Genomic DNA, 23453 nt, shown 5'->3' with positions numbered 1-23453 from the left:
GGCTAGGGGTCAGCCGGTCCGGAGGGCCTCTTCGACACCGGTCTCGCGCTCGCCCAGGTGCACCGGGTCGCGTCCGGAGAGCACGTCCACCGCTGCCTTCAGACCGGCGCCGTACTCGCGGGTCGAGCTGATCCGCCAGGTCCGGTTGTTCAGCTCCTGCATCGTCTCGTCGCCCACCCCGTTGGCGTCGACGCCGAGGTGACGGCAGACCGTGACGGCCCGGGCCAGGTGGAACGACTGGGTGACCACGGTCGCCCGGTCGACGCCGAAGACCCGCTTGGCGCGGGCGCAGGAGTCGTACGTGTCGAAGCCCGCGTAGTCGAGCACCACCTTGTCGGCGGGGACTCCCCGGTCGACGAGCCAGCGTTGCATCGCCTCCGGCTCGTTGTACTCGTGGCGCATGTTGTCGCCGGAGACGAGGATCGCCCGCACCTTGCCGGTGGCGTACAGCTCGCGAGCGATCTCCAAGCGGGCGCTGAGGAACGGCGACGGGGTGCCGTCCGGCTGGACCCGGGTGCCCAGCACCAGGGCGACGGGGGCCTCAGGCACCGCCTCGGCGGTGTACGTGCGCCCGTCGGCGCCGGAGCGGATCCAACTGGTGCTGGCCCAGGCCCCACCGGTCACCAGCACCACGCCGGCCGTGCCGGCCAGCACCGCGCGGCGCAGCCAGCGGCCCCGGCCGTTCTCCCTGACCCGGCGCAGCCCGGCTGACACGGTGGTACGGATCGGCATGTGATCGATTATCCCAGCCCGTGGCGAGGCCACTCCCGGCACTGGTGCTGGTGCCCGTGGCGTCGTGGCCCGGACGTGCGTGGCCGGGACGTGCGCGTGGCCGGGACGTGAGTGGCCGGGACGTGAATGGCCGGCATGCGGATGGCCGGTACGTGGATGGCTGGCACGTGGATGGCTGGCACGTGGATGTTCGGCACCTGGATGGCTGGTGCGAAGCGCGGCTGGTGCAGGGGGATGGCCGCGCCGGTACAGGGGTGTGGGCGCTGTCGAGCTGATGGCGCAAACGGATCACCGACCGGCCCGCTCGGTGCGAGTCGCCAGCCTGGGTGATGAGCTGAACGGTTCAGCTCGACAGGGGCCGCAGGCGGTGACGTGCCGGGCCCGGCACGGCGCTGGCCCCGCATGGATCGCCGGCACCGGGCCGCGTCGGCATTTGGCCGCATGGATCGCCGGCACCGGGCCGCGTCGGCATTTGGCCGCATGGATCGCCGGACCGTATCGACGCCGAGCCGTATGGATCGCCGGGCCGTGTCGGCACCGGGTCGGCCTCAGTCGTACCCGTTCGGGTCGGTGGGTGGTGCGGGCACGGGCGGCATGATGGCCGTTCCGTGCCCGCACCGGTCGTCAGCCGAGCCGGTAGACGGAGACGTGCGAGGTGCTGTCCACCCCGAACGCCGAGCGGTCCCAGTCGGCGTACCGCTCGGCGAGGTGGAATCCGGCCTGTGCCGCCATCTCGTCGATCTGCTCCGGCCACATGTACCGCATGGCGAACGGGTGCAGGTGTACCCCAGTGCCGTCGAAGGTGACGGTCTGCCGGAGGAACGTCTGCGCCTCGCGGTCGTAGCGGTGCAGCCGGATGGCGACCGAGTCCTCGGTCACCGACCAGGGCCGGACCTGTTCGTCCCGGTCGATGTCCGCCGGGTCCGGCACGTACGTCTCGATGACGAACGCCCCACCCGGCTCCAGCACCCGCGCGACGTTGCGGAAGCAGTCCGCCTGCCGCTCCTCGCGGGTGAGGTTGAACAGCGTGTTGAAGATCAGGAACACCAGCCGGTACGGCCCAGTGACCCCGGGTACGTCCGCCATGTCGCCGATGGACACGGGGATGTCCGCGCCGCCCGGCTTGTCGCGCATTTTCGCGACCATCTCGGGTGACCCCTCCACCCCCTCGACGGCACAGCCGTGCGCGGCGAGCGGGAGGGCCACCCGGCCGGTGCCGATGGCGAGTTCCAGCGCCCGACCGTCACCGGCCAGGTCGGCGAGGAACGCCGCAGCCGGCATCGGGTCGGGCAGGCCACCGGGCAGGTCGTAGGTGTCGGCCCAGAACTTGCCGAAGTGTCCCGGGTCGTCGAAGACCGACATCAGCGGCCTCCGGTGGTGCTAGTGGCGCCGTGCGGCGCCTCGATCGTGGGAAACCACGTAATCACGAAGCCTCGTTTCGACAGAGTCGGTGACTGTGGGTCGCTGAACGTGCGTCGTGGCGTACCTCATGTCGTTGGCTCCCTTCGGTTGGCTGAGGATCAGCCAACCGGCGTCGATGCGGCGCGGCAACCGGTTTTCCAGGGAGAGGGTGGAGTCACCGTCGTCGTGTAACGCGTACGCTGATCTCGGCCTGCCAGGGTTCGGTGAGTGGGGGTGATGGCTGTGGATGGTCAAGGCTCTCGGATTGATGATCTAACGCTGTACGCGACTGGTCCGGCCACTGAGGGCGGCAGATTGCCGCTTGCTGAGCTGGCACGTTTGGCGAGTGGGCTTCAGGCCGCGCTTGAACAGATCGCCCTCGCGATCACCGGGCGGTCGCCGCGTCCCGGACGGCGTCCAGCGGACATCGTCGAGGCGGTCCGGCTCGACTTCGTCGGTTTCCGGGCAGGCTCAGCTGTGCTGGATATCGCGCGAACCGGTCAGCTCTATCTCGGTGACGGACTGCTCGAACAGTCTCTTGCCGCGTTGGAAGCAGGCACCAGAGACCTCCGGGAGCGCCCGAACGAACGTCCCCAGTACTTCACCACTCAACTCGTGAACAGTCTCCGCACGCTGACCGGCGCCATCGGTGACCGGAACGTGACCCGGGTTGAGTTGCGCCAAGGCGATCAGGTGCGGCTGGTGGTGGATGAGGCACTCCAGGTAGCAGTGCGGCAAGTCGCCTTCGAACAGGTCGCGCAAGAATCCACGGTTGTCGGCCGGTTGCACATGGGTGATTTCTCGCCGGCCACCCTCCGGTGCCGCATCGACACATATGCCGGTAGCATTTCGTGTGACTTCGAATCCGATCTTCGCGACGCGGTGCTTGACGCAATGGATCAGATGGTGATGGCCGAGGGCACGGCCGAGTTGGAGCCCAACGGCCGCACCATCCGGATTCTCCACCTTGCTGCGTTGCGGAGGCTCGATGCGGCCCGACCGAAGAGCCTTGACGACCTTGCCAGGGAACAAGGGGTGGGGCCGATCGGGTCCGTTGACGAGCTGCGTGGAGCGCCTGTCGAGGGCATGGAGGAGTTCTTGGCGGCTTTACGCTCCGCGCGCGGCAGAGGCGAGAACGAGTGAAGTACACAGTCGTCGACACCGACGCATTCTCGGAGATCTGGCAAAGCCCGTCCGACCAACTTCTTGAACGCCTGATCGGCTCGACTCCGGTACTCAGCTTCGCTACCGTCGCCGAACTGCATTTCGGTGCGGCGAAGGCGGGGTGGGGCGAGCGCCGCGTGCTGGCCCTGGAGGAAGCGATCCGCCGGTATCTGGTGGCTCCCTACGACCCGGATTTGGCGCGGCTCTGGGGACGACTGAAGTCGCAGGCGCAGAAGTCCGGACACGCGTTGGGTCATGCCACACAAACGAACGACTTGTGGGTCTGTGCCACCGCGATCTATCACAACGCGCCGTTGTTGACACTGAACCGCCGCCATTTCGAGAGCTTCCCGGGCCTGGTGCTCGCCTGATTCGAGGGTGGGCTGACAGGCACCGGAGCGATCTGCGAGGGCCGCCCAGCAACCGCGATCAGTTGACCAACTGGGGCGATTACCTGACGCTTGACTGCGGCGAGTGACCTGCCTTCCGGTGCTCAGGCTGGCGCTCGCTGACCTCAAGGTCGTACTCGATCCTGGATCGAGTGGTTATGGTGGCGCTTGGATGCCACTCGATCCAGGATCCAGCGTGATCTTCGACTGGCATGCCCCTCCGGCGTTTTGGCGTGCCGCGACGAACTGGGCCTGAGCTTCTTCCAGCTTCGTGATGCCGCCGTCAACTGCGCGATGATCTGTGCCGCGCTCACACAACCTCCCTAGTCGTGGTGGCGAGCGCTGTTCGCGACCAACCGTGCTCGATCGGGTTCACCTTACGCGCGCGGCGCGACTTTCTGTGTTCTGTGCGGACACGGAGCGTCTGGGTGGTGATCGTGTGTTGGTCGCTTCCGGTGGAAGGTGGGGTCAGCGCGGTTTGGGGCGGGTCACAACGACCTCGTCACCTGGCATGACTTCCACGCCGCCTTCTGCATCGCGCACTTCGAGGATCGGCACGCCCTCATCCATGCCGAGTGACCGTCGTTCCGCGCCTGTCGGCATGCGGGTGATCACGGAGGCGCCGGGCGGTAGTTCCATCTCGCGGCGCTCTTGAGCCTCCCGGACCCGGGAGCCGAACGGTCGGCTGGTGGTAACGAGTCCTTCCGATCGAAGTAGAGCTATCGCCATTCGGACGGCGTCCCGTCCGATCCCGTGCTCCTGGCTCAGCCGGGCCTCGCTGCCGATGCTCGATCCCGGTGCCAGCGTGCCGGCCTCGATCTGCTCTCGGATCAGGTCCGCGAGCTGGACGTATACCGGCGTGTGCGAGCGCGGATCGATCGTCATGAGACAAGCCTTATGCCCCCGTGGCCACGATCGAATAGGGCTATGTTGCAACAAAGGGTTGTTTGAATGTTGCCACATTGCTAGGTTGCCTGTTGCGAGAAACGACCGAGGAGATACGGAGGGTTCGTCACTCCTTGGCGTGACGCGGTGAGCTGCTCTGCTGTCGTACTGCCATGGGGCTGCGGTGGTGGGGCGACGGGGCACCCGCCTGCCCGGGTTGGCGGGTGCCCACCTTGTCCAGGGGATACGCGACCAAAGGGAGTACGGGGCGTGGGCTTCTTCCGACGCAGAAGATGGTCCGAGCAGGTCGGGCGCGATGCGGGGACCGGAGTGGCCGGTCCGGTCGGTCTGGACCAGGGGACCGGCTGCTACCGGTCGGCGATTCGTCCGCCGTTGCGGCCGTGGCAGGTGCGGGAACGGCGGTTCCGGACGACCCGGTTCGGGCGGCGTGGGCTCGACCCGGACGAGGTACAGGAGTTCCTCGACCGGGTGGCCGACGACCTGGCCGCCGTCCACGACGCGCTGGGCAACAGTGTGCGGGAGGCGGTGCGGTTCCGGGACGCGCTGCGGCAGTGGCAGTCCGAGCAGGCTCGCCGGGCGAATCCGGCGGGCGGGCGGTACTGATGGGGCAGCGGTTCGTGATTCACGTTCCGGTGGTCGCCGGTGACCTGGGTGTGGCCGTCCGGCTGGCGCGGGTGGTGGCCCGGTGGTCGAGTGTGCTGGCCGCGACCGACCCCGGCGAGACGACCGTGTCGGCCGAGGACGAGCAGGGCGTACGCCATCGGGTCTTCTGTGACCTGAGGCTGTCCGGCGACCGGCGCTGCCTGCTGCGGACCGGCCACGACGGGCCGTGCGCCGGGCGGGTGCCGTGATGAGTGCGGACGAAGACCGGCCGCCGCTCGGCCCACCGGCCGCACCGGTGGTCGGGTGTGCCACCTGCGGCGGGGCGGGAAACGTGACCGAGGCGTGCGGCTGCACCGACGGTGGCGACCGGTTGCTGGTGGGCTGGCGGGACGAGGTCGGTCAGGCGTACCGGGACTGTCGGCTCTGCGGCGGAGCGGGACGTGTGGTCCGGGACTGTATGGACTGCGGGCGGACCGGTCGGTGGCGGGCGCAGTTGGTGCTCACCGTGGCCGATCTCGACACCGGGGCGGTGGCCTCCGCGAACGTCGTGCCGGGAAGCGTCGAGCCGACCCTGGCGGACCGGGGTGGCTCGTGCCTCGACCTGACCGCGCTGGTCCGCGAGCAGCGGGCGATCATCGAAGCGGCCGGTGCCGCCGCCGAGCCGACGGGTGGGGATCCGCTGCGGGAACGGAACCGGCCGTGGGAGGCGGCCACCCTGGTCCTGCCGTTGCATCGGCGGTGGTATCCGGGACTACCGGCGCAGCAGCGACGCGAGCTGGAGGCCGAGGCGATCGTCCGGCACGTGCACCGGCCGTGGTGGCTGTGGCTGACCCGATCGGCAGCGCCGCCCGCCGAGGAGCCGGACGCCCGGCTGGCCCGGCTCTGCGAGGTGGCCGACCTGCTTCGGCTGGATCTGGTGGTCGAGGCGCGTCGACACCGGCGGGGGAGACCGACGTGGCACGTGCGGTACGAGGTGCCCGGTGGGGAGGTGCCCGCACCCATCCCGGCCCACTGGCCCGACCTGGCCACGGCGGTCGCCGCCACCACGGTTGCCGATGCGCTGTTCGGGCTGGGGGAGCGCGGGTCGGCGGCACCCGCGTACACGATGGTGCCCGGCGACGGGACGCGGGCCGTGCGGCCGGTGGTCGACCTGGCGCGGCTCGGCGGGCTGGTTCTCGCCGACCTGCGGCAGGCACCCGGTGCCCAGGCGGTCTGGCGCGACGGGCGCTGGTGGCACCTGCGACTCGCCGAGGACGGCGACACGGTGGTCCTGACCGAGCGGGACACCGGGCAGGTCGCCCGGCAGTCGGTCAGCCTGCTGCGGCGGGTCGTCGAGCCGACCGCGCCGACGTGGCAGGGCGTGCCGGTGCCGTGGAATCCCTGCCCCGACTGCGTGCCGGGGGGCCGGCTGGTGTCGTGCTACTGCCGGATCGACGGGGGAGCGGCCGAGCCGGGATGCCGGGTCTGCGGCGGTGCCGGGTTCGCGCCGGTGACCGGCGGCTGCCCGTACTGCCGGGGCGGCCGCCGCCGGTACGCCGCGCTCACCGTGACGGTGACCGACCTCATCGACCGGGCCGAGCACCACCTGTGGCTGCCGGGCGACGGGCCCGAGGTGTCGCCCGGCCACCGGCTCGACGGCCCCTACCGGCTCGCCGACCAGGCCAGCCGTTTCGGCGTACGCCCCGAACACCTCACCGACGCCGACGGCGGCCGAACGCTCGACACGGCGCTGCGGGACGGCCTGGTGCTGGCCGGTGGGCCGGACCCGGAGCGACGGTTCGTGTCCTCCGCCGCCGCCGGGCGGCCCGGTGCCCGGCTGATCGTGGTCGCCCGCCGTCCGGACGTGCCGCCTCTGGCGGACCTGGTGCGCCTGGCCCACGGACTGTCGCTGACGCTGCTGGTGGGGGTGTGCGACGAACGGCCCGCCGGGATGGCGCTGCGCTGGTCGGTGTCGCTGGTGCGGTGCGGCGCGGCCCGCGAGCGGCCGATTCAGCCCACCGTGGAGGCGGCGATCGACTTCTGCCTGCGCTTCCTCGACCACGCAGTCCGGGATGCGGTGCCCACCGATCCCGGCGTACCGATCCACGTGCCGCAGGCCCCGGCCACGGCTCGGCTGCCCGACCCGCTGCCGGGGATTCTGGCGCTGGCCGCACACCACGCGGGTACGGAGGCGTCGGTGGAGTTCGGCCGGGACGGCTGCCGGATCGACCTGCTGGTGCCGGAGGGGTGGCGGCTGATCGCCCGGGCGGCGTCGTTCGGGCACGCCCTGCGCGGGCTGGGACTGGTCAGCTGATGTAGTGCAGGATGACGTTGTGCACGTGGTGGCTCTTCTGGTCGCCCCGGAACTCCACCTCGTAGGTGTGCGTGCCGACGTGGATGGCGATGGCGCCGGTGGAGAAGAACGAGCCGCCCCAGGACTTGTTGCTGACCACGCTCACGCTGGTGATCTTCGAGTACGGGATGCTGGTGATCGCGTACTTCTTGCCGATGAACGAACGGTCCTGGATGATCACGCGCCGATCCGTCAGCCCGATGAACCCGGTGCCGGTGCCGACGGCGTCGTAGACGGCGATGATCTGTTCCCCGTCGAGCAGGCCACTCTGGATCTGCTGGAACTGCTCCTTGCGGTCGTACGTCGCGTTCGTCATGTACTCCACGGTAGGTGGCCGACGCCAACCACAAGATCCGCCAGGTCAGCCCGGCGGGGCGTCCCGGTTGGCGTCGTCGGCGGCGCGGACGAACTCGCGGACCCGGGTGGTGGTGTTGCTTCCCAGCCAGACCAGTCCGCGCAGGATCGGTGGTGCGTCGGCGATCGGCACGTACGCCACGTCGGGGCGCGGGTAGTAGTGCCGGGTGTGCTCGCCCACCGGCAGCACGCCCCGGCCCATCGCCACCAGGGTCAGCATCTCGGAGAAGGTGGCGCCGGACGGCCCCTTCGGCACCGGGCGACCGGCCGGGGTGTGCTCCGGCGTACGGTCGCGCTTGAACGCCGCCGACGTGACCACCGGGTACTGGACGACCGGGTGGTCGGCCAGCACCTCGACGGAGACGGACCCGGCGCCGGCCAGCGGGTGGGTCGCGGCGACCGCGAGCAGCCGGGACTCGGTGAGCAGTGGCGGTCCGCAGGCCATCCCGTCGAACGGGTACGCGGCGACGAGGATGTCGATCGAGCCGTCCAGCAGGCTCTGCCGGGAGTTGTGCAGTTGCACCTCGCGTACCTCGACCCGGCACTCCGGATGTCGTCGGGTGAACACCTCGACGGCCCTGAGCAGGACGGGCGCGGTCCACTCGCCGAGGAACGCGACCGTCAGCCGGCCACCCGTGCCGCGTCCCGACTCGGTGGCCCGGCGTACCGCCTCGTCCATGCCGGCGACCAGCGGCGTCAGGTCCTCGGCGAGCCGCCGGCCGATCGGGGTGAGCCGCACGACCCGGCTGGTACGGGCGAACAGCGGCGCGCCGATCCGGTGCTCCAGCTTCTTGACCACGTGGCTGACCCGACCGGTGCTGACCCGCAGGCGTTCGGCCGTCCGGCCGAAGTGCAGCTCCTCGGCGAGGGTCAGGAAGGTCTCGATCTCGTACCGCTCCAGCACGTCCGTTCCCATCGTTGACCAGGACGCAACGATGGTAGTGCGATCGGCTCTTGGTCCGTGTCGCAGGTCGGCGCATCGTGAACGGCATGAACACGACTACCCGCACCTCCGACCATCCGGTACGCGTCACCGGTTTCGACCATGTGGTGCTCAACGTGGCCGACGTCGAACGCTCCCTCGACTTCTACTGCGGGGTGCTCGGTCTGGCCCCGGTCCGGGTCGCGCAGTGGCGGGCCGGGCAGGTGCCGTTCCCATCCGTCCGGATCAGCCCGGAAACCATCATCGACCTGGTCCGGCAGGACCGGGGCAGCGCCAACGTCGATCACTTCTGCCTGGTCGTGGCTCCGCTGGACTGGCAGCGGGTGATCGACTCCGGCGTCTTCACGATTCTCGAAGGCCCGGTCGGGCGCTTCGGTGCGCGTGGCGACGCGGTATCGGTCTACGTCCGTGATCCGGACGGCAACTCGGTCGAGCTGCGGACGTACCCGCAGGATGCCGAGGTCTGAGCGGGGTGTCGGGGGCCGCCGGTCAACCCAGGCGGTTCTCGCCCGGCTCCGCCACCGCACGGTAGGCGTCCTCGATCCGGGCGGCCAGCAGGACCTCACCCTCGGTGAGGGGCTCGTCGTTGTGCCCGACCCGGATCTGGGTGTGGTCGGCCCGTCGGCTGATCTCCGGCCGTAGGTGCAGCGCGTCGGCGACCACCTTGACCCGTTCGGTCAGGGCCGCGTGCTGCGTGTCGTCTATGACCAGAGTGCGCCGAATCTGGTCGCCCTCGCGCGTCCACCCGTTGAGTAGGGTGAGGGCGTCGCTGAGGTAGTCGTGCTTTGCTCGACCGCCGAACAGCGCACGCATCACCGCACCTCCCAGGCTTCGTTGCCGGCTTGTGGCCAAATCGTCGCCGCCCCGTGTCTTGTCGGTGCCTCTAGTCTTACGTCACTCGGATGGTGTGTCCACGCCCACACTTCTTGGGATTCCTGCCCTGACGGTCGACCAAGCTACCCAAACCGCCGATTGATCTGGCACGCTGGACGCCCGTGCAGACCGAACGGGCTAATGGTGGCGGGCAGGCAGCCCGCAGGGACCCGAAGGTGATCGTCGGGGCGGCCATCATCGAGGACGGGCGAGTGCTCGCCTGTGCCCGGTCGGCTCCACCCGAGGTCGCCGGCATGTGGGAGTTCCCCGGCGGCAAGGTGGAGCCGGGGGAGAGCGAGACGGCGGCGTTGGCCCGGGAGTGCGCCGAGGAGCTGGGCGTACGCGTCGAGATCGGCGACCGGGTCGGCCGCAGCGTCCGGATGGCGCACGGCCGTTCGGTGCTCAAGGTGTACGCGGCCCGCCTGCTGCACGGTGACCGACCGCAGGCGCTGGAACACTCCGCGATGCGCTGGCTCACCGCCACCGAGCTGGACACCGTCACCTGGCTACCCGCCGACGCCCCCATCATCACCGCCCTCCGCCCCCTCCTTGCCCAAACCCTCCCCCCACCCACCTGACCACGCCCGCCCAAGCACCCCCCTGCCCGCCCCCGCCGCCCCCGCGCCGCCCCCGCGCCGCCCCCGCGCCGCCCCCGCGCGCTGATCAAGAGGTTTTGGTCGAGGAGGGCGCTCACTGAGGGCGCAAACTTCTTGATCAACGGGGTGGTTGGTGGCGTGGTGGGTGAGGGGGTGGTTGGTGGTGGGGTGGTGGGCGGAGACGCGGAGGAGGGGCCGTGGCATCGCCACGGCCCCTCCTGCGGTGCGTACTCGTCAGTGCTTGTTGTCGTCCTGCTCCGGGTGCGCGAAGTTGAGGTGCTCCGGGGGCAGCGGGAAGGTCACGTCGTCGCCGAAGGGCGAGGGTGCCGCCGCCCGGTCGAAGGTGAGCTCCGTCAGCGGCAGCTTGCCGCTCGCGTCGACCGCTGGGGCGGTCGGTCGGGGCACCTCACGGTGCCAGTTGACGCCCTGCTGGGCCTGCACCTCGGCGTCGGCGTCGTGGGAGCCGCCCGCGTGCGAGTGCACGCCGTGGCCGCCGGCGCTGGAGCGCACGGCGCCCGGGGTGTGTTCGCTGGTCACGCTGGTCTGAGGCACCTGACCCCTCCGGAAGATCTTGCTACCGAGCCATACAAGTGGATCGTACCTGCGGTCGACGACCCGTTCCTTCATGGGGATGATCCCATTGTCGGTGATCTTGATGTGCTCGGGGCAGACCTCGGTGCAGCACTTGGTGATGTTGCAGAATCCGAGACCCTGTTCCGCCTGCGCGTACTCCTTGCGGTCGGTCTTGGCGTCCAGCGGGTGCATGTCCAGTTCGGCGGCCCGGATGAAGTACCGCGGACCGGAGAACGCCGGCTTGTTCTCGTCGTGGTCACGGATCACGTGGCAGACGTTCTGGCACAGGAAGCACTCGATGCACTTGCGGAACTCCTGCGAGCGCTCCACGTCGACCTGCTGCATCCGGTAGTCGCCGGGGGCCAGGTCGGCCGGGGGAGCGAACGCCGGGGTCTCCCGCGCCTTCTCGTAGTTGAACGACACGTCGGTGACCAGGTCCCGGATCACCGGGAAGGTGCGCAGCGGCGTCACCGTGACCGTCTCGTTCTCCTCGAACGTCGACATCCGGGTCATGCAGCTGAGCTTCGGCATCCCGTTGATCTCCATCGAACAGGAGCCGCACTTGCCCGCCTTGCAGTTCCACCGGCACGCCAGGTCGGGCGCGTCGGTCGCCTGCAACCGGTGGAGCACGTCGAGGACCACCTCGCCCTCGTTCACCTCCACGGCGTAGTCCGTCAGGTCGCCCCCGTCGGCGTCACCCCGCCAGATCCGGAAGTTGCGCTTCGTACCCATCTCTCAGCTCTCCTTCCCGGCAGTGTCAGCGGCGGCGACGGCGTCGAACTCGGCCAACTCCTCGTCGGTCAGGTACTTGGCCAGCTCGGTGCGGTCGAAGAGGCCGAGCAACTCGGTCCGCATCTTCGGCAGCGGCTTGCGCTCCAGGCGGACGGTCTCGCCCTCCAACGAGCAGACCAGGTTGACCCGTCGCCACTGCGGATCCATGGTCGGGTGGTCCTCACGGGTGTGGCCGCCGCGCGACTCCCGGCGCTCCAGCGCCGCCTTGGCGGTGCACTCCGACACGACCAGCATGTTGCGCAGGTCCAGTGCGAGGTGCCAGCCGGGGTTGTAACGCCGGCCGCCGACGGCGCTGACCTTCGCCACCCGCTCGCGCAGCTCGGCCAGCCGGACCAGCGCGTCCTCCAGCTCGGCCTCCCGCCGGATGATGCCGACCAGGTCGCCCATCACCGCCTGGAGGTCCTGCTGGAGGGTGTACGGGTTCTCGCCGGTGTCCCGCTGCAGCGGGGCCAGGGCGGTCTCCACCGCGGTCTCCACCGCCTCCACGGCCACCCGGGGTCGCCCGCCGAGCTGGTCCACGTAGGTGGCCGCGTGACCCCCCGCGCGCTTGCCGAAGACCAGCAGGTCGGAGAGGGAGTTGCCGCCCAGCCGGTTCGAGCCGTGCATGCCGCCGGAGACCTCACCGGCGGCGAAGAGGCCCCGCACCGAGCCGTACGCGGCACCGCTGTCCGGGTCGACCTCCACGCCGCCCATCACGTAGTGGCAGGTCGGGCCGACCTCCATCGGCTCCTTGGTGATGTCGACGTCGGCCAGTCCCTTGAACTGGTGGTGCATCGACGGCAGGCGGCGACGGATCTCCTCGGCCGGCAACCGGGAGGCGATGTCCAGATAGACGCCGCCGGCCGGGGTGCCCCGACCCTCCTTGACCTCGGTGTTGATCGCTCGGGCCACCTCGTCGCGGGGCAGCAGCTCCGGCGGGCGCCGGTTGTTGTCCGGGTCGTCGTACCAGCGGTCCGCCTCCTCCTCGGTCTCCGCGTACTGCTTGCGGAAGACGTCGGGGACGTAGTTGAACATGAACCGCTTGCCCTCGGAGTTCTTGAGCACGCCACCGTCACCGCGTACCGACTCGGTGACCAGGATGCCCTTGACCGAGACCGGCCAGACCATGCCGGTGGGGTGGAACTGGAGGAACTCCATGTTGATCAGGGTCGCCCCGGCCCGCAGCGCCAACGCGTGACCGTCCCCGGTGTACTCCCACGAGTTCGAGGTGACCTTGTAGGAGCGGCCGACGCCACCGGTGGCGAGCACCACGGCGGGTGCCTCGAAGAGGACGAACTCGCCGGACTCCCGGTAGTAGCCGAACGCCCCGGCGACCCGGTCACCGTCGAGCAGCAGCTCGGTGATCGTGGTCTCGGCGAAGACCTTGATCCGGGCGTCGTACGAGCCGTGGTCGCGCTTGTCCTCCTGCTGCAACGAGACGATCTTCTGCTGGAGGGTGCGGATCAGCTCCAGGCCGGTCCGGTCGCCGACGTGTGCCAACCGGGGGTACTCGTGGCCGCCGAAGTTGCGCTGCGAGATCTTGCCGTCCTTCGTACGGTCGAAGAGCGCCCCGTACGTCTCCAGCTCCCAGATCCGCTGCGGCGACTCCTTCGCGTGCAGCTCCGCCATCCGGAAGTTGTTCAGGAACTTGCCGCCGCGCATGGTGTCGCGGAAGTGCACCTGCCAGTTGTCCCGGCTGTTCACGTTCCCCATGGCCGCCGCGGCGCCGCCCTCGGCCATCACCGTGTGCGCCTTGCCGAACAGCGACTTGGAGATGATGGCGGTCTTCTTGCCGGCCAGGCGCGCCTCGATCGCCGCGCGCAGGCCGGCGCCGCCGGCCCCGATCACGACGACGTCGTAGTGGTGTCGCTCGATGCGGGTGGTGGTGCTCGGTCCGTGCTGAGGATTGGTCATGTCGGGGGCCCTTAGTTGATGAACCGCAGGTCGGAGATCCACCCGGCGGCGATCGACATGACGTAGAAGTCGGTCAGCGCCAACGTGCCGAGGGTGATCCAGGCGAGCTGCATGTGCCGGACGTTCAGCCAGGAGACGAAGCCCCAGGCCCGGTAGCGGACCGGATGCTTGGAGAAGTGCTTGAGCCGTCCGCCGATGATGTGCCGGCAGGAGTGGCAGGAGATGGTGTACGCCCAGAGCATCACCACGTTGCCGACCAGGATCAGGTTGCCCAGGCCGAAGCCGAAGCCCTCGGGACTGCGGAAGGCGGCGATCGCGTCCCACGTGTTGATCAACGAGATGATCGCGGCGAAGTAGAAGAAGTACCGGTGCGAGTTCTGCACGATCAGCGGGAACCGGGTCTCGCCGCCGTAGCTGGCGTGACCGTCGGGCACCGCGCAGGCCGGCGGCGAGAGCCAGAACGACCGGTAGTACGCCTTGCGGTAGTAGTAGCAGGTGAGCCGGAACAGCAGCAGGAACGGCAGGGTGAACGCGGCGTCCGGGATGATCCACCACCCCGGCAGGTACTGCCCGAAGTGCGACGCCTCGGGAATGCACCGGTCGGTCACGCAGGGGGAGTAGAACGGGGTGAGGTAGTGGTACTCCTCGACCCAGTACCACCGGTGCATGAAGACCCGGACCGTCGCGTACGTGATCCACGCACCGAGCCCGATGACGGTGATCAGTGGCGCGAGCCACCAACGGTCCGTACGCAACGTCTTCGCCGCGATGGCGGCACGTGCCCGCGCCCCCCGCGGTTTCGGTTTCGTTGCCGATGATGTCATTCGCGTCGTCTCCCTGACGGGGCCCTGTCACGGGCGGCGGAACACTTCCGGTCGGCAGGCGGACCGGTCACCCCGCGCCCACGTGCCACGTCATGCGCACACCAACGACCGCACCGGGTTTGTCGGCGCAGCTAAGTGACACACGTTACGCCGATCTAGGCGGGCCGTCCGCGCAAGGCAGTGTCCCGTGTGTCCCGAACTTTGGAAAGCCTCTCGCCATGATCAATATGTGAGCGTCCGAAAAAGATCGACAAACGGTCGATGAGCTGGTCAGCCGGACGCCCCGCCGGTGAAGTTCCACGCGGCCAGCCGCAGCGACGGCGCCTCCCACCAGACACCGTCGTACCGGTCCGGCTGGCGTACCGCCCGGCGGCCCACCTCCAGCACCCCGCCCGGCGACAGCGCCCGGGGATACGACTCGGTGAAGCGCAGGTCGCGGACCGCGCGGGTGACCTGCCCGTCTTCGACCAGCCAGAGTCCGTTGCGGGTCAGCCCGGTCACCACGAGACTCTTCGGATCGAGCACCCGGGTGTACCAGAGGTCACTGACCAGCAGCCCACGTCCCATCCGGGAGACCAGAGCCGCGGTGTCGGCGTCCACCACCGCCCCGCTCGGCGGCGCCGTCGCCCCGACCGCCTCCACCGCCTCGGCGCGCCCGGACGGGACCAGCCGCAGGTTGCGCGGCATCGGGCCGAAGGTGGCGCTGCCGGGCGCGGCGTGACCGGTCGAGGTGGTGCCCGACTCGGCGGCACTGCGCCGGTCGTGCGCCACCGCCGTGGTGGTGCCCGCGTCCACCAGGGTCACCGCCCCGGTCGGCGTGCCCTCCAGGTCGAACGGCAACGCGGTGGCACCGAGCGGATCGTCGACGAGCGTCACCGCCGGGTCGAGCTGGGCGGCTCCGGGCTCGGCGAACGACTGCCGCTCGGCGTACCGCTTGCCGTTGAAGCCGTACCAGGCGAGGTTCTGCAGCAGGTCCGCCACCGCGGCCGGCTCCAACACCACCGGGTAGCGCCCCGGTGCCAACTCGATCGGGTCGACGGCCGCCCGGGCCTTCGCGGCGGCGTGTCGTCCGAGAGCGGCGCCGTCGAGGTCGGCGAGCCGTTCGACACTGTTCCTTGCCACCCCGTCCGCACCACCGGCCCGGGCGATCCCGTCCATCGCGGCCTCGGCCGTGCGGCCCTGCGCCGAGTGCCCGGCGGAGTTGGCGAACGCCACCGACCGGGACGTGGTGCGGCAGTAGCCGGCCGTCTCCAACCCGTCGGCCGCGTCGACGAAGGCCCGCACCAGGGCGGCCCGCTCGTCCGGACCGGCGTCGGCGGTGGCACCGTCCCAGAGCGCCGGTGGCGGCATCTCGGTCGGCGGGGTCAGACCGGGCCAACCCCGGTCGGGCGGGGTGAAGCGGGTCGCCGCCACCACCCGCTCCACCAGCGCGCGAAGCCCGTCGGCGCTGACCGCGCTGCCCACTCCGGTGGCGGTACGCCCACCCAGGTGCAGCCGCAGCCGGACCTCCACGGCGGACTCGGCGACGTTCTGGTGGATCGCCGAGTTGGCGAACCGGGTCAACGCCAGCTCGCCCCGGGTCACCGTCACCTCGGCCTGGGCGTCCGCCCCGCCCAGCCGGGCGACCAGCTCCACCACCCGCCCGGCCAGCTCCACCTCGCTGCCGGCGGTCACTGGACTCGTCATGCGCGCACCCCCACCCGGACGCCGCGGAACCGGGCCGGTGCCGCCGGATGGCCGGTGTGGCCGATCTGGCCCGGCTGGCCCTTGCCGCAGTTCGGCGTGCCCCACGAGACGATCTCCGAGGAGAGCATGTCCATCGAGCGCCAGAACTGCGGCCCGATGCCGGTGTACGTGGGGTTGCGGACCATCCGCCCACGTCGGCCGTTGCGGATCTCCCAGCCGATCTCGCAGCCGAACTGGAAGTTCAGCCGCTTGTCGTCGATGGACCAGGAGCGGTTGATGTCCATCAGCACTCCCTCGTCGGTGGCGGCGACGATCTCCTCCAGGGTGTGCGGGCCGGGCTCCAGGCCCACGTTGGTCATCCGCACCATCGGCAGCCGGGCCCAGCCGTCGGCGCGTACGCTGCCGCCGTAGTCCAAGCCCGCGACGGCGGCCGAGTCCCGGCCGGCCAGCACGCCCACCCACCGTCCGTCGCGGACCGCGTCCCGCCGGACCGCCGGTGAGCCCTCGTCGTCGTAGCCGAAGCTGCCCAGCGCGCCGGGGATGGTCGGGTCGATGGTGATGTTCATCAGGTCGGAGCCGTACCGCAGCGAGCCGAGCTGGTCGAGGTCCAGCCAGGACGTGCCGGCGAAGGCCGCCTCCCAGCCGAGGATGCGGTCCAGCTCGATGGCGTGCCCGACCGACTCGTGGATCTGGAGCGCCAACTGCTCGCCGCCGAGGATCAGGTCGGTCTCGCCGGCCGGGCAGAGCGGCGCGGTCAGCAGTGCCCGGGACTCCTCCGCGATGCGGGCCGCGTGGGCGGTCAACTCCAGCGAGTCGACCAGCTCCCAGCCGGTGGTGCCGTACTGCCCGCGATAGCTCGGCCAGGACCGGCGCTGCGTCTCGCCGTCGCCGATGGAGGTGGCCGAGATGCCCGCACCGCACTCGCGGATGTGCTGGTCGATGCGGTGGCCCTCGCTGGACACGAACCACTTCGAGGTGTCCCAGACCTGATAGAGGCCCTCGGTCAGGTCGGCGCCGTGGTCGGCCATCGTGCGGGTCGCGGCCACCAGCAGGTCGCCCTTGTCGGCCAGCGAGACGCCGAGCGGATCCACCTCGCAGGGCGAGGCCCAGCTCGCCGTCGTCGGCGTCGACGGCACCAGGTCCACCGGGGGACCGGGCACCCGGGCGCTCGCCGCGGCGATCCGCGCCGCCCGTCGGCCGGCGTCGCGGGCGGTCGCGTCGGAGACGTCGGGTACGGCGTGGAAGCCCCAGCTCGACCCGACCAGCGCGCGTACGCCCAGCCCGATGCTCTCGTCCTGGGTCAGTGCCTCCACCTCGCCGTTGCGGGCCGTCATCGACTCGTAGCGCCGGTGCATCACGCGGGCGTCCGCGTACCGGGCGCCCGCGTCCAGCGCTGCCTGCACGGCGACCTCGGCCGCGTCGAACTCGGTCATCCCCGCACTCCGTCGTGCTCGCTCATGGCCCGACCCTAGGCCAGCCGGCGGACGCACGCGCGACGGACGGCATGTGCCGGGCCGGTGGACCGTGGAGCTTACTTTCACTGTCGTACGTCTGCTGTAGTTTCCCTCCGGCGGATGCGGAGGGAGGCGGTCGTGGACCCTTACCTGCGAGTGGACGACCTGCGCGTCAGCTTCACCGCCACGGACGGCGTGGTGCGCGCCGTCGACGGGGTCTCCCTCTCGGTCGCGCGCGGACGCACGCTCGCCGTCGTCGGTGAGTCCGGCTCGGGCAAGAGCGCCGCCGCGCTGGCGGTCCTCGGCCTGCACGACCCGCGACGGTCCACCGTCACCGGACGGATCACCGTCGGCGGGCGCCCGCTCGTCGGCCGTCCGGAGACGGAGGTACGCCGGCTGCGCGGCCGGGACATGGCGATGGTCTTCCAGGACCCGCTCTCCGCACTGCATCCCTATCAACGGGTGGGCCGCCAGATCGCCGAGGCGTACCGGGTGCACCATCCCCGGGCCGGGCGCGCCGAGACGCGGCGGCGAGTGGTGGAGATGCTCGACCGGGTCGGCATCGCGCAACCGGAGCGGCGATTCGACCAGTACCCGCACGAGTTCTCCGGCGGAATGCGGCAGCGGGCGATGATCGCGATGGCGCTGGTGAACGAGCCCGCCCTGCTCGTCGCCGACGAACCGACAAGCGCGCTGGACGTCACCGTGCAGGCGCAGATCCTGGAGTTGCTGGCCGACCTCCAGGCCGAGTCCGGCACCGCGATCCTCCTGATCACCCATGACCTCGGCGTGGTCGGCCAGATCGCCGACGAGGTGCTGGTGATGTACGCCGGCCGCGCCGTCGAGCAGGGTGCCGTCGAGCAGGTGCTACGCCGGCCGAGGCACCCGTACACCTGGGGGTTGCTCGGCGGCGTGCCGTCGTTGCACGGCGACGCGGACGCGGACCTGACCCCCGTCCCGGGGCATCCGCCGAGCCTGGTCGACGTGCCTCCCGGCTGCCCCTTCCACCCGCGCTGCGGTTACGCCGCGCGGGTCGGCGAGCGGTGCCGCACCGAGCGGCCCGAGCCACGTCCCGAGGCCACCGGCCACCGGTCGGCCTGTCACCTGAGCGACGAGGAGCGCGCCCGCCACCACGCCGAGCACGTCGTCCGGACGGGGCCGATCCGGTGACGCGGGCTGTCGCCGCCGACGACCCGTTACTGCGGGTACGCGGCCTGACCAAGCACTTCCCGGTGCGCGGCGGCCTGCGGCGGGCCGGTGTGGTGCGGGCGGTGGACGGGCTGGACTTCGAGGTACGCCCCGGCGAGACGCTCGGCCTGGTGGGCGAGTCCGGCTGCGGCAAGACCACCACCGGTCGGATGTTGGTGCGGTTGCTGGAGCCGACCGGCGGGCGCATCGAGTTCGCCGGTCGGGACATCACCCACGCGTCGCGACGTGATCTGCGTCCGCTGCGCCCCCACCTTCAGATCATCTTCCAGGACCCGTACGCGTCGTTGAACCCCCGTCACCCGGTCGGGCGGATCATCGCGACGCCGTTGCAGGTCAACGGCATCGTTCCGCCCGGCGGGACCGACGCCCGGGTCCGCGAACTGATGGAGTTGGTGGGGCTCGACCCCGCGCACCGTCACCGGTATCCGCACGAGTTCTCCGGCGGCCAGCGGCAGCGGGTCGGCATCGCCCGGGCCCTGGCCACCGCTCCCCGCCTGGTGGTCGCCGACGAGCCGGTCTCCGCGCTGGACGTGTCGATCCAGGCCCAGGTGGTCAACCTGCTCCGGGACCTGCGGCGCGAGTTGGGGCTGGCCTTCGTCCTCATCGCCCACGACCTGGCCGTGGTCCGGCACCTCTGCCAGCGGGTCGCGGTGATGTACCTGGGCCGGATCGTCGAGATCGGCGACCGGGACGACGTCTACCGGCGGCCCCGGCACCCGTACACCCGGGCGTTGCTGTCGGCGGTGCCGGACCCGACCCGCCTCGGCCCGACGCGGCTCGGTCCGGCCGCACGTGTCCGGCTCACCGGCGAGCTGCCCGCACCGCTCGACCCGCCCTCCGGCTGCCGGTTCCGCACCCGCTGCCCCACGGCCCGGGACCGCTGCGCCGTGCAGGACCCGGCCCTGGTCCGGCGCGACGGCGCCCCCCAGGCCGTCGCCTGCCACTTCCCGGACCACGCGACATGACCACGGGGACCGTCGGCCGGTCGCCGGGGCGGTTGGCCGCGTGGCGGCTGCGCCGGGACCGCACCGCGCTGGCCAGCGGGGCGCTGCTGGTCCTGTTCGTGCTGGTGGCGCTCGGGGCACCGGTCATCGAGTCGGTCTACGGGATCGGCCCGCGCGACCAGTTCCAGCACAAGCTGGACGGGTACGGGATGCCGCTCGGCTACGCCGGTGGGGTCTCCGGCGACCACTTCTTCGGCCTGGAACCCGGGTTGGGGCGGGACGTCTTCATCCGCCTGGTGTACGGCCTGCGTACCTCGCTGCTCGTCGCCGTCACGGCGGCGCTGCTCACCTCCGTGGTCGGCGTGGTGCTCGGCGCGCTCGCCGGATACCTCGGCGGGTGGCTGGACGCGCTCGTCGGGTGGTTCACGGACCTGACGCTGGCGATGCCCTTCCTGGTCGTCGCGCTCGCCCTGGCCCCGACGCTGACGCTGCGGTTCTACGGGCCACGGGAGGCGGTGCCGCCGGCCTTCGGGGTGGCGATGCTGATCGGGATCTTCGCCGCCTTCGGCTGGACCACCACCGCCCGGCTGGTACGCGGGCAGGTGGTCGCCTTGCGCGAGCGGGAGTTCGTGGCGGCGGCCCGGGCCAGCGGGGCGGGGCTGGGGCACATGCTGTTCCGGCAGTTGCTGCCGAACACCTGGGCGCCGATCCTGGTGTCGTTCTCGCTCGCCGTGCCGCAGTTCGTCACCGGTGAGGCGGCGCTGTCCTTCATCGGGGTGGGACTGACCGAGGAGACGCCGAGCTTCGGTCGGATGATCTACCAGAGCCTGGACTACCTGCAGACCGATCCGGCGTTCGTCTTCTTCCCCGGCGTCACGATCTTCGCGCTCGTACTCGCCTTCAACCTGTTCGGGGACGCGCTGCGTGACGCGCTCGACCCGAGGTCGGCGCGGTAGGGGAACTTCTCGCGATGCTGAGATTCCTGGTCGGGCGGGTCCTCTCCGCGGTGCTCACCCTCTTCGCGGTCAGCGTGCTGACGTTCCTGATGTTCTTCGCCCTGCCCCGCGACCCGGTCACCGGCATGTGCCCGAAGAACTGCGACCCGGAGCGGCTGGAGCGGGTACGGCAGGAGTGGGGCCTGAGTGACCCGCTGGTCAGCCAGTACGCGGGATACGTGAAGGGCGTCTTCGTCGGTCGCGACCTGGGCGACGCCCAGGGCGGTCGGTGTGACGCACCCTGCCTGGGCTGGTCGTACGTGAACAACGAGGCGGTGACCGACACCATCGCGCGGGTGCTGCCGGTGACGGTGAGCATCGTCGTCCCGGCGGCGGTGCTGTGGCTGCTGCTCGGTGTGGGCCTGGGCATGCTCTCCGCCCTTCATCGGGGCACCTGGCTGGACCGGGCCGCCATCGGCTTCGCGCTGGTCGGTGCCTCGACGCAGGTGTACTTCGTCGGCGCGGTGCTGCTGCTGGTCTTCGTCTACACGCTGGGTTGGCTGCCGGTGCCCGGCTACACGTCGCCGTTCGACGATCCGGTGCGCTGGGCCGGTGGGCTGGTGCTCGCCTGGGTGTCGTTGGCCTTCCTGTTCTCCGCGATCTATGCCCGGCTGTTCCGCGCGCAGATGGTGGAGACGTTGGGCGAGGACTTCGTCCGCACCGCGCGGGCCAAGGGACTGAGCCGGACGCGGGTGTACGGGCGGCACGCGTTCCGCGCGGCGATCACCCCGGTGGTGACCGTCGCCGGCCTGGACGTGGGCGCGGCGCTCGGCGGCACGGTGATCACCGAGACGACCTTCGGCATCCACGGGCTCGGCCGGACGGCGGTCGAGGCGGTCCGCGCCGGCGACCTGCCGATGATCATGGCGACGGTGCTGATCTCGGCGGTCTTCGTGGTGCTGGCGAACGTGCTGGTGGACCTGATCTATGCGGCCATCGACCCGCGGGTCCGGCTGGGCTGAGCCGGCCCCCATCCACGACCGAGGAGGTAGCAGATGAGAGCACGTACGGCGGTCGCGGCGGTCGGCGCGATCGCGCTGGTGGTGACGCTGGGCGCGTGCACCGAGAACACCGGCGGCGGCCCGTCGGTGGACACCGGGCGGCAGCACACCGGGATCATCGCCACGGATCCGTCGGACTCGACGGGGCCCGCCCCGCCGGTGGAGGACGCGCAACGCGGGGGGACCTTCACCGTCATCCGGGAGACCCCGATCTCCCACCTGGACCCGCAGCGGACGTACTCGTTCGCCGGCCTGATGGCCGCACCCCTGTTCGCGCGTTCGTTGACCACCTGGAAGGACGACGGCCAGGGCAACCTCGTGCTGGTCGGTGACCTCGCCGAGACGCCGGGCCGCGACGTCGACGGTGACTGCACGGTGTGGGAGTTCACCGTCAAGGACGGGGTCAGGTTCGAGGACGGGCGACCGATCACCGCGAAGGAGATCGGGTACGGCATCGCCCGCTCGTTCGACCCGGCCCTCACCGGCGGCCCCACCTACCTCCAGGAGTGGCTGGCCGACACGCCGCAGTACGACACCAGGTGGCGCTTCGAGCCCGGCCGGTACGCGTTGCCGCCGGGCCTGACCACGCCGGACGAGAGGACGCTGCGGTTCGAGTTCGCCAGAGCCCGCTGCGACCTGCCGTACGCGGTGTCGTTGCCGAGCAGCGCCCCGCTGCCGCCGGACCGGGACACCGGGCTCCACCTCGGCGCCGCACCGTTCTCGTCCGGGCCGTACAGGGTGACCCGCTTCCGAGCCGGCGTCGAGATCGTGATGGAGCGCAACCCGCACTGGGACCCCGCCACCGACCCGGTACGCCACCAGTACCCGGACCGGTTCGTCTGGACCTTCGGCCCGTCCCCGGACGCGGCGACCAACCGGGTGATCGCCGACAACGGCGCCGACCGCAGCGCGCTGTCCTGGAACTACGTGCCGCCCTCGCTGGTGTCCCGGGTGGCCGGTGACGCCGCGCTGCGGTCCCGGACCCTGTTGTCCCCGACGCCCAGCGCCAACCAGTTGGTCATCAACAACCAGCGGGTCACCGACCTGCGGGTCCGTCAGGCGCTCAACTACGCCGTCGACCGCGAGGGCGTGGTGAAGGTGCTCGGCGGGGCGCACGTGGCGTCGCCGGCCACCACGTTGATGCCGCCGGCCACCATCGGCCACCGGCCGTACGACGCCTATCCGGGTGGACCCACCGGTGACCCGGAGAAGGCACGGGAACTGCTTGCCGGGCAGAGCCCGGAACTGGTCCTCGGTGTCGCCGACAGCGCCCAGGAACAGCAGGTGGCGACGCAGCTCAAGGGCAACCTGGAACGCGCCGGGTTTCGGATCGTCATCCGCACCATCCCGGACGACGCCAAGCTCGACGAGATCAAGAAGCGGGACAACCCCTGGGACCTGTACCTGGGGTCGTGGGCGGCGGACTGGCCCAGTGGCGCGTCGATCCTGCCGGTGCTCTACGACGGCCGCAGCATCCGGGCGGCGGGCAACAGCAACCAGTCGTACTTCCACCATCCCGCGATCAACGCCGAGTTCGACCGGATCCTCGCGCTGCCCCCGCCCGCGCAGGGGCCCGAGTGGACGAAGCTCGACGAGCGGATCATGCGGGAGCACGCGCCGGTGGTGCCGCTCTACGTCGACGTGGCGTACCTGGTGCACGGCTCGAAGGTGGGCGGCGTCTTCGTCTCCAGCGTGTTCGGGTACCCCTCGTTCGTCACTGCCCACGTCAAGCCCTGACGTGTTAGGAGGGGTCCCCTGCTATGCACGAGGCGTTAGCAGGGGACCCCTC

At 70.8% G+C, this 23453-nt stretch carries 23 protein-coding genes; 12 read left to right on the top strand and 11 right to left on the bottom strand.

Annotation, left to right across the window (positions count from 1 at the left end; genetic code table 11):
• Positions 1-9: 9 nt before the first annotated feature.
• Positions 10-732: a SanA/YdcF family protein gene (locus ABT008_RS01470; RefSeq protein ID WP_350692683.1), complete on the bottom strand. Its 723-nt coding sequence runs from the start codon at positions 730-732 to the stop codon at positions 10-12.
• Between the two features lie 624 nt (positions 733-1356).
• On the bottom strand, positions 1357-2094 hold the full coding sequence (locus tag ABT008_RS01465) for a methyltransferase domain-containing protein (RefSeq protein ID WP_350692682.1): 738 nt from the start codon (positions 2092-2094) through the stop codon (positions 1357-1359).
• Positions 2095-2361: 267 nt separating this feature from the next.
• Between ABT008_RS01465 and ABT008_RS01460 the strand changes: the two genes are divergently transcribed.
• Both ABT008_RS01460 and ABT008_RS01455 read left to right on the top strand, forming a co-directional pair.
• Positions 2362-3276 carry a hypothetical protein gene (locus ABT008_RS01460; protein ID WP_350692681.1) on the top strand — a complete coding sequence of 305 codons (915 nt, stop codon included), beginning with the start codon at positions 2362-2364 and terminating at the stop codon, positions 3274-3276.
• Positions 3273-3668, top strand: a complete 396-nt coding sequence (locus ABT008_RS01455) for a type II toxin-antitoxin system VapC family toxin (protein WP_350692679.1) — start codon at positions 3273-3275, stop codon at positions 3666-3668. The genes ABT008_RS01460 and ABT008_RS01455 overlap by 4 nt, the downstream gene beginning before the upstream one ends.
• A gap of 486 nt (positions 3669-4154) precedes the next feature.
• On the opposite strand, the gene ABT008_RS01450 is transcribed toward ABT008_RS01455, so the two are convergent.
• Positions 4155-4571: a GntR family transcriptional regulator gene (locus ABT008_RS01450; protein ID WP_350692677.1), complete on the bottom strand. Its 417-nt coding sequence runs from the start codon at positions 4569-4571 to the stop codon at positions 4155-4157.
• Positions 4572-4901: 330 nt separating this feature from the next.
• Here ABT008_RS01450 and ABT008_RS01445 point away from each other — a divergent pair, with 330 nt between their 5' ends.
• From ABT008_RS01445 to ABT008_RS01435, 3 genes are read left to right on the top strand one after another with little or no spacing between them, the layout of a single operon-like run.
• Positions 4902-5195, top strand: a complete 294-nt coding sequence (locus tag ABT008_RS01445) for a DivIVA domain-containing protein (protein WP_350693164.1) — start codon at positions 4902-4904, stop codon at positions 5193-5195.
• Positions 5195-5443, top strand: coding sequence for a hypothetical protein (locus tag ABT008_RS01440; RefSeq protein WP_350692676.1), 249 nt, complete (start codon positions 5195-5197; stop codon positions 5441-5443). Before ABT008_RS01445 ends, ABT008_RS01440 begins: the two co-directional genes overlap by 1 nt.
• Positions 5443-7488: a hypothetical protein gene (locus ABT008_RS01435; RefSeq protein WP_350692674.1), complete on the top strand. Its 2046-nt coding sequence runs from the start codon at positions 5443-5445 to the stop codon at positions 7486-7488. Before ABT008_RS01440 ends, ABT008_RS01435 begins: the two co-directional genes overlap by 1 nt.
• Here the strand turns inward: ABT008_RS01435 and ABT008_RS01430 are convergent.
• Positions 7481-7843 (bottom strand): PH domain-containing protein, encoded by a 363-nt coding sequence (locus tag ABT008_RS01430; protein WP_117226445.1) that lies wholly within the window; start codon positions 7841-7843, stop codon positions 7481-7483. The two genes, ABT008_RS01435 and ABT008_RS01430, sit on opposite strands and share 8 nt — an antisense overlap.
• Before the next feature lie 45 nt (positions 7844-7888).
• On the bottom strand, positions 7889-8785 hold the full coding sequence (locus tag ABT008_RS01425; RefSeq protein ID WP_350693163.1) for a LysR family transcriptional regulator: 897 nt from the start codon (positions 8783-8785) through the stop codon (positions 7889-7891).
• A gap of 86 nt (positions 8786-8871) precedes the next feature.
• Between ABT008_RS01425 and ABT008_RS01420 the strand changes: the two genes are divergently transcribed.
• Positions 8872-9291 (top strand): VOC family protein, encoded by a 420-nt coding sequence (locus ABT008_RS01420; protein ID WP_350692673.1) that lies wholly within the window; start codon positions 8872-8874, stop codon positions 9289-9291.
• A 22-nt stretch (positions 9292-9313) separates the two neighbouring features.
• Here the strand turns inward: ABT008_RS01420 and ABT008_RS01415 are convergent, their stop codons facing one another.
• A complete protein-coding gene (locus ABT008_RS01415) occupies positions 9314-9637 on the bottom strand; it encodes a 4a-hydroxytetrahydrobiopterin dehydratase (protein ID WP_350692671.1) in 324 nt (107 codons plus the stop codon).
• Between the two features lie 182 nt (positions 9638-9819).
• On the opposite strand from ABT008_RS01415, the gene ABT008_RS01410 reads away from it, so the two are divergent.
• Positions 9820-10275, top strand: a complete 456-nt coding sequence (locus ABT008_RS01410; RefSeq protein WP_350692669.1) for a (deoxy)nucleoside triphosphate pyrophosphohydrolase — start codon at positions 9820-9822, stop codon at positions 10273-10275.
• A gap of 252 nt (positions 10276-10527) precedes the next feature.
• Here the strand turns inward: ABT008_RS01410 and ABT008_RS01405 are convergent, their stop codons facing one another.
• From ABT008_RS01405 to ABT008_RS01385, 5 genes are all read right to left on the bottom strand, one after another.
• The gene (locus tag ABT008_RS01405; RefSeq protein WP_350692668.1) at positions 10528-11598 is read right to left on the bottom strand and encodes a succinate dehydrogenase/fumarate reductase iron-sulfur subunit; all 1071 of its coding nucleotides are present in this window, start codon (positions 11596-11598) and stop codon (positions 10528-10530) included.
• A 3-nt stretch (positions 11599-11601) separates the two neighbouring features.
• Entirely contained in the window at positions 11602-13551 is a 1950-nt protein-coding gene (locus tag ABT008_RS01400; RefSeq protein WP_350692666.1) for a fumarate reductase/succinate dehydrogenase flavoprotein subunit, read from the bottom strand.
• Positions 13552-13562: 11 nt separating this feature from the next.
• Positions 13563-14375 carry a succinate dehydrogenase subunit SdhC gene (sdhC, locus tag ABT008_RS01395; protein WP_350692664.1) on the bottom strand — a complete coding sequence of 271 codons (813 nt, stop codon included), beginning with the start codon at positions 14373-14375 and terminating at the stop codon, positions 13563-13565.
• A gap of 270 nt (positions 14376-14645) precedes the next feature.
• Entirely contained in the window at positions 14646-16061 is a 1416-nt protein-coding gene (locus ABT008_RS01390) for a TldD/PmbA family protein (RefSeq protein WP_350692662.1), read from the bottom strand.
• On the bottom strand, positions 16058-17494 hold the full coding sequence (locus tag ABT008_RS01385) for a TldD/PmbA family protein (RefSeq protein WP_350692660.1): 1437 nt from the start codon (positions 17492-17494) through the stop codon (positions 16058-16060). The genes ABT008_RS01390 and ABT008_RS01385 overlap by 4 nt, the downstream gene beginning before the upstream one ends.
• 159 nt (positions 17495-17653) lie before the next feature.
• Between ABT008_RS01385 and ABT008_RS01380 the strand changes: the two genes are divergently transcribed.
• From ABT008_RS01380 to ABT008_RS01360, 5 genes are read left to right on the top strand one after another with little or no spacing between them, the layout of a single operon-like run.
• Complete coding sequence (locus ABT008_RS01380; protein ID WP_350692658.1) at positions 17654-18685, top strand: ABC transporter ATP-binding protein; 1032 nt, start codon at positions 17654-17656, stop codon at positions 18683-18685.
• A complete protein-coding gene (locus ABT008_RS01375) occupies positions 18682-19689 on the top strand; it encodes an ABC transporter ATP-binding protein (protein WP_350692656.1) in 1008 nt (335 codons plus the stop codon). Before ABT008_RS01380 ends, ABT008_RS01375 begins: the two co-directional genes overlap by 4 nt.
• The gene (locus tag ABT008_RS01370; protein ID WP_350692655.1) at positions 19686-20624 is read left to right on the top strand and encodes an ABC transporter permease; all 939 of its coding nucleotides are present in this window, start codon (positions 19686-19688) and stop codon (positions 20622-20624) included. The genes ABT008_RS01375 and ABT008_RS01370 overlap by 4 nt, the downstream gene beginning before the upstream one ends.
• A 14-nt stretch (positions 20625-20638) precedes the next feature.
• Positions 20639-21625 (top strand): ABC transporter permease, encoded by a 987-nt coding sequence (locus ABT008_RS01365; RefSeq protein WP_350692654.1) that lies wholly within the window; start codon positions 20639-20641, stop codon positions 21623-21625.
• 33 nt (positions 21626-21658) lie between these two features.
• Complete coding sequence (locus tag ABT008_RS01360; RefSeq protein WP_350692652.1) at positions 21659-23401, top strand: ABC transporter substrate-binding protein; 1743 nt, start codon at positions 21659-21661, stop codon at positions 23399-23401.
• The last annotated feature ends 52 nt before the right edge of the window (positions 23402-23453 follow it).

It is taken from the genome of Micromonospora sp. NPDC002389 (genome assembly GCF_040296095.1).
In the GTDB taxonomy this organism is placed as follows: domain Bacteria; phylum Actinomycetota; class Actinomycetes; order Mycobacteriales; family Micromonosporaceae; genus Micromonospora.
Note: the sequence above shows the minus strand (reverse complement) of the source record. Positions and strands in the feature narration are given on the sequence as shown.

What these genes read in the sequence shown, in the direction of transcription:
- ABT008_RS01470 (WP_350692683.1), bottom strand. Translation starts at nt 732, where the DNA reads ATGCCGATCCGTACCACCGTGTCAGCCGGGCTGCGCCGGGTCAGGGAG.
- ABT008_RS01465 (WP_350692682.1), bottom strand. Translation starts at nt 2,094, where the DNA reads ATGTCGGTCTTCGACGACCCGGGACACTTCGGCAAGTTCTGGGCCGAC.
- ABT008_RS01450 (WP_350692677.1), bottom strand. Translation starts at nt 4,571, where the DNA reads ATGACGATCGATCCGCGCTCGCACACGCCGGTATACGTCCAGCTCGCG.
- ABT008_RS01440 (WP_350692676.1), top strand. Translation starts at nt 5,195, where the DNA reads ATGGGGCAGCGGTTCGTGATTCACGTTCCGGTGGTCGCCGGTGACCTG.
- ABT008_RS01435 (WP_350692674.1), top strand. Translation starts at nt 5,443, where the DNA reads ATGAGTGCGGACGAAGACCGGCCGCCGCTCGGCCCACCGGCCGCACCG.
- ABT008_RS01430 (WP_117226445.1), bottom strand. Translation starts at nt 7,843, where the DNA reads ATGACGAACGCGACGTACGACCGCAAGGAGCAGTTCCAGCAGATCCAG.
- ABT008_RS01420 (WP_350692673.1), top strand. Translation starts at nt 8,872, where the DNA reads ATGAACACGACTACCCGCACCTCCGACCATCCGGTACGCGTCACCGGT.
- ABT008_RS01415 (WP_350692671.1), bottom strand. Translation starts at nt 9,637, where the DNA reads ATGCGTGCGCTGTTCGGCGGTCGAGCAAAGCACGACTACCTCAGCGAC.
- ABT008_RS01405 (WP_350692668.1), bottom strand. Translation starts at nt 11,598, where the DNA reads ATGGGTACGAAGCGCAACTTCCGGATCTGGCGGGGTGACGCCGACGGG.
- ABT008_RS01400 (WP_350692666.1), bottom strand. Translation starts at nt 13,551, where the DNA reads ATGACCAATCCTCAGCACGGACCGAGCACCACCACCCGCATCGAGCGA.
- sdhC (WP_350692664.1), bottom strand. Translation starts at nt 14,375, where the DNA reads ATGACATCATCGGCAACGAAACCGAAACCGCGGGGGGCGCGGGCACGT.
- ABT008_RS01390 (WP_350692662.1), bottom strand. Translation starts at nt 16,061, where the DNA reads ATGACGAGTCCAGTGACCGCCGGCAGCGAGGTGGAGCTGGCCGGGCGG.
- ABT008_RS01385 (WP_350692660.1), bottom strand. Translation starts at nt 17,494, where the DNA reads ATGACCGAGTTCGACGCGGCCGAGGTCGCCGTGCAGGCAGCGCTGGAC.
- ABT008_RS01370 (WP_350692655.1), top strand. Translation starts at nt 19,686, where the DNA reads ATGACCACGGGGACCGTCGGCCGGTCGCCGGGGCGGTTGGCCGCGTGG.
- ABT008_RS01365 (WP_350692654.1), top strand. Translation starts at nt 20,639, where the DNA reads ATGCTGAGATTCCTGGTCGGGCGGGTCCTCTCCGCGGTGCTCACCCTC.
- ABT008_RS01360 (WP_350692652.1), top strand. Translation starts at nt 21,659, where the DNA reads ATGAGAGCACGTACGGCGGTCGCGGCGGTCGGCGCGATCGCGCTGGTG.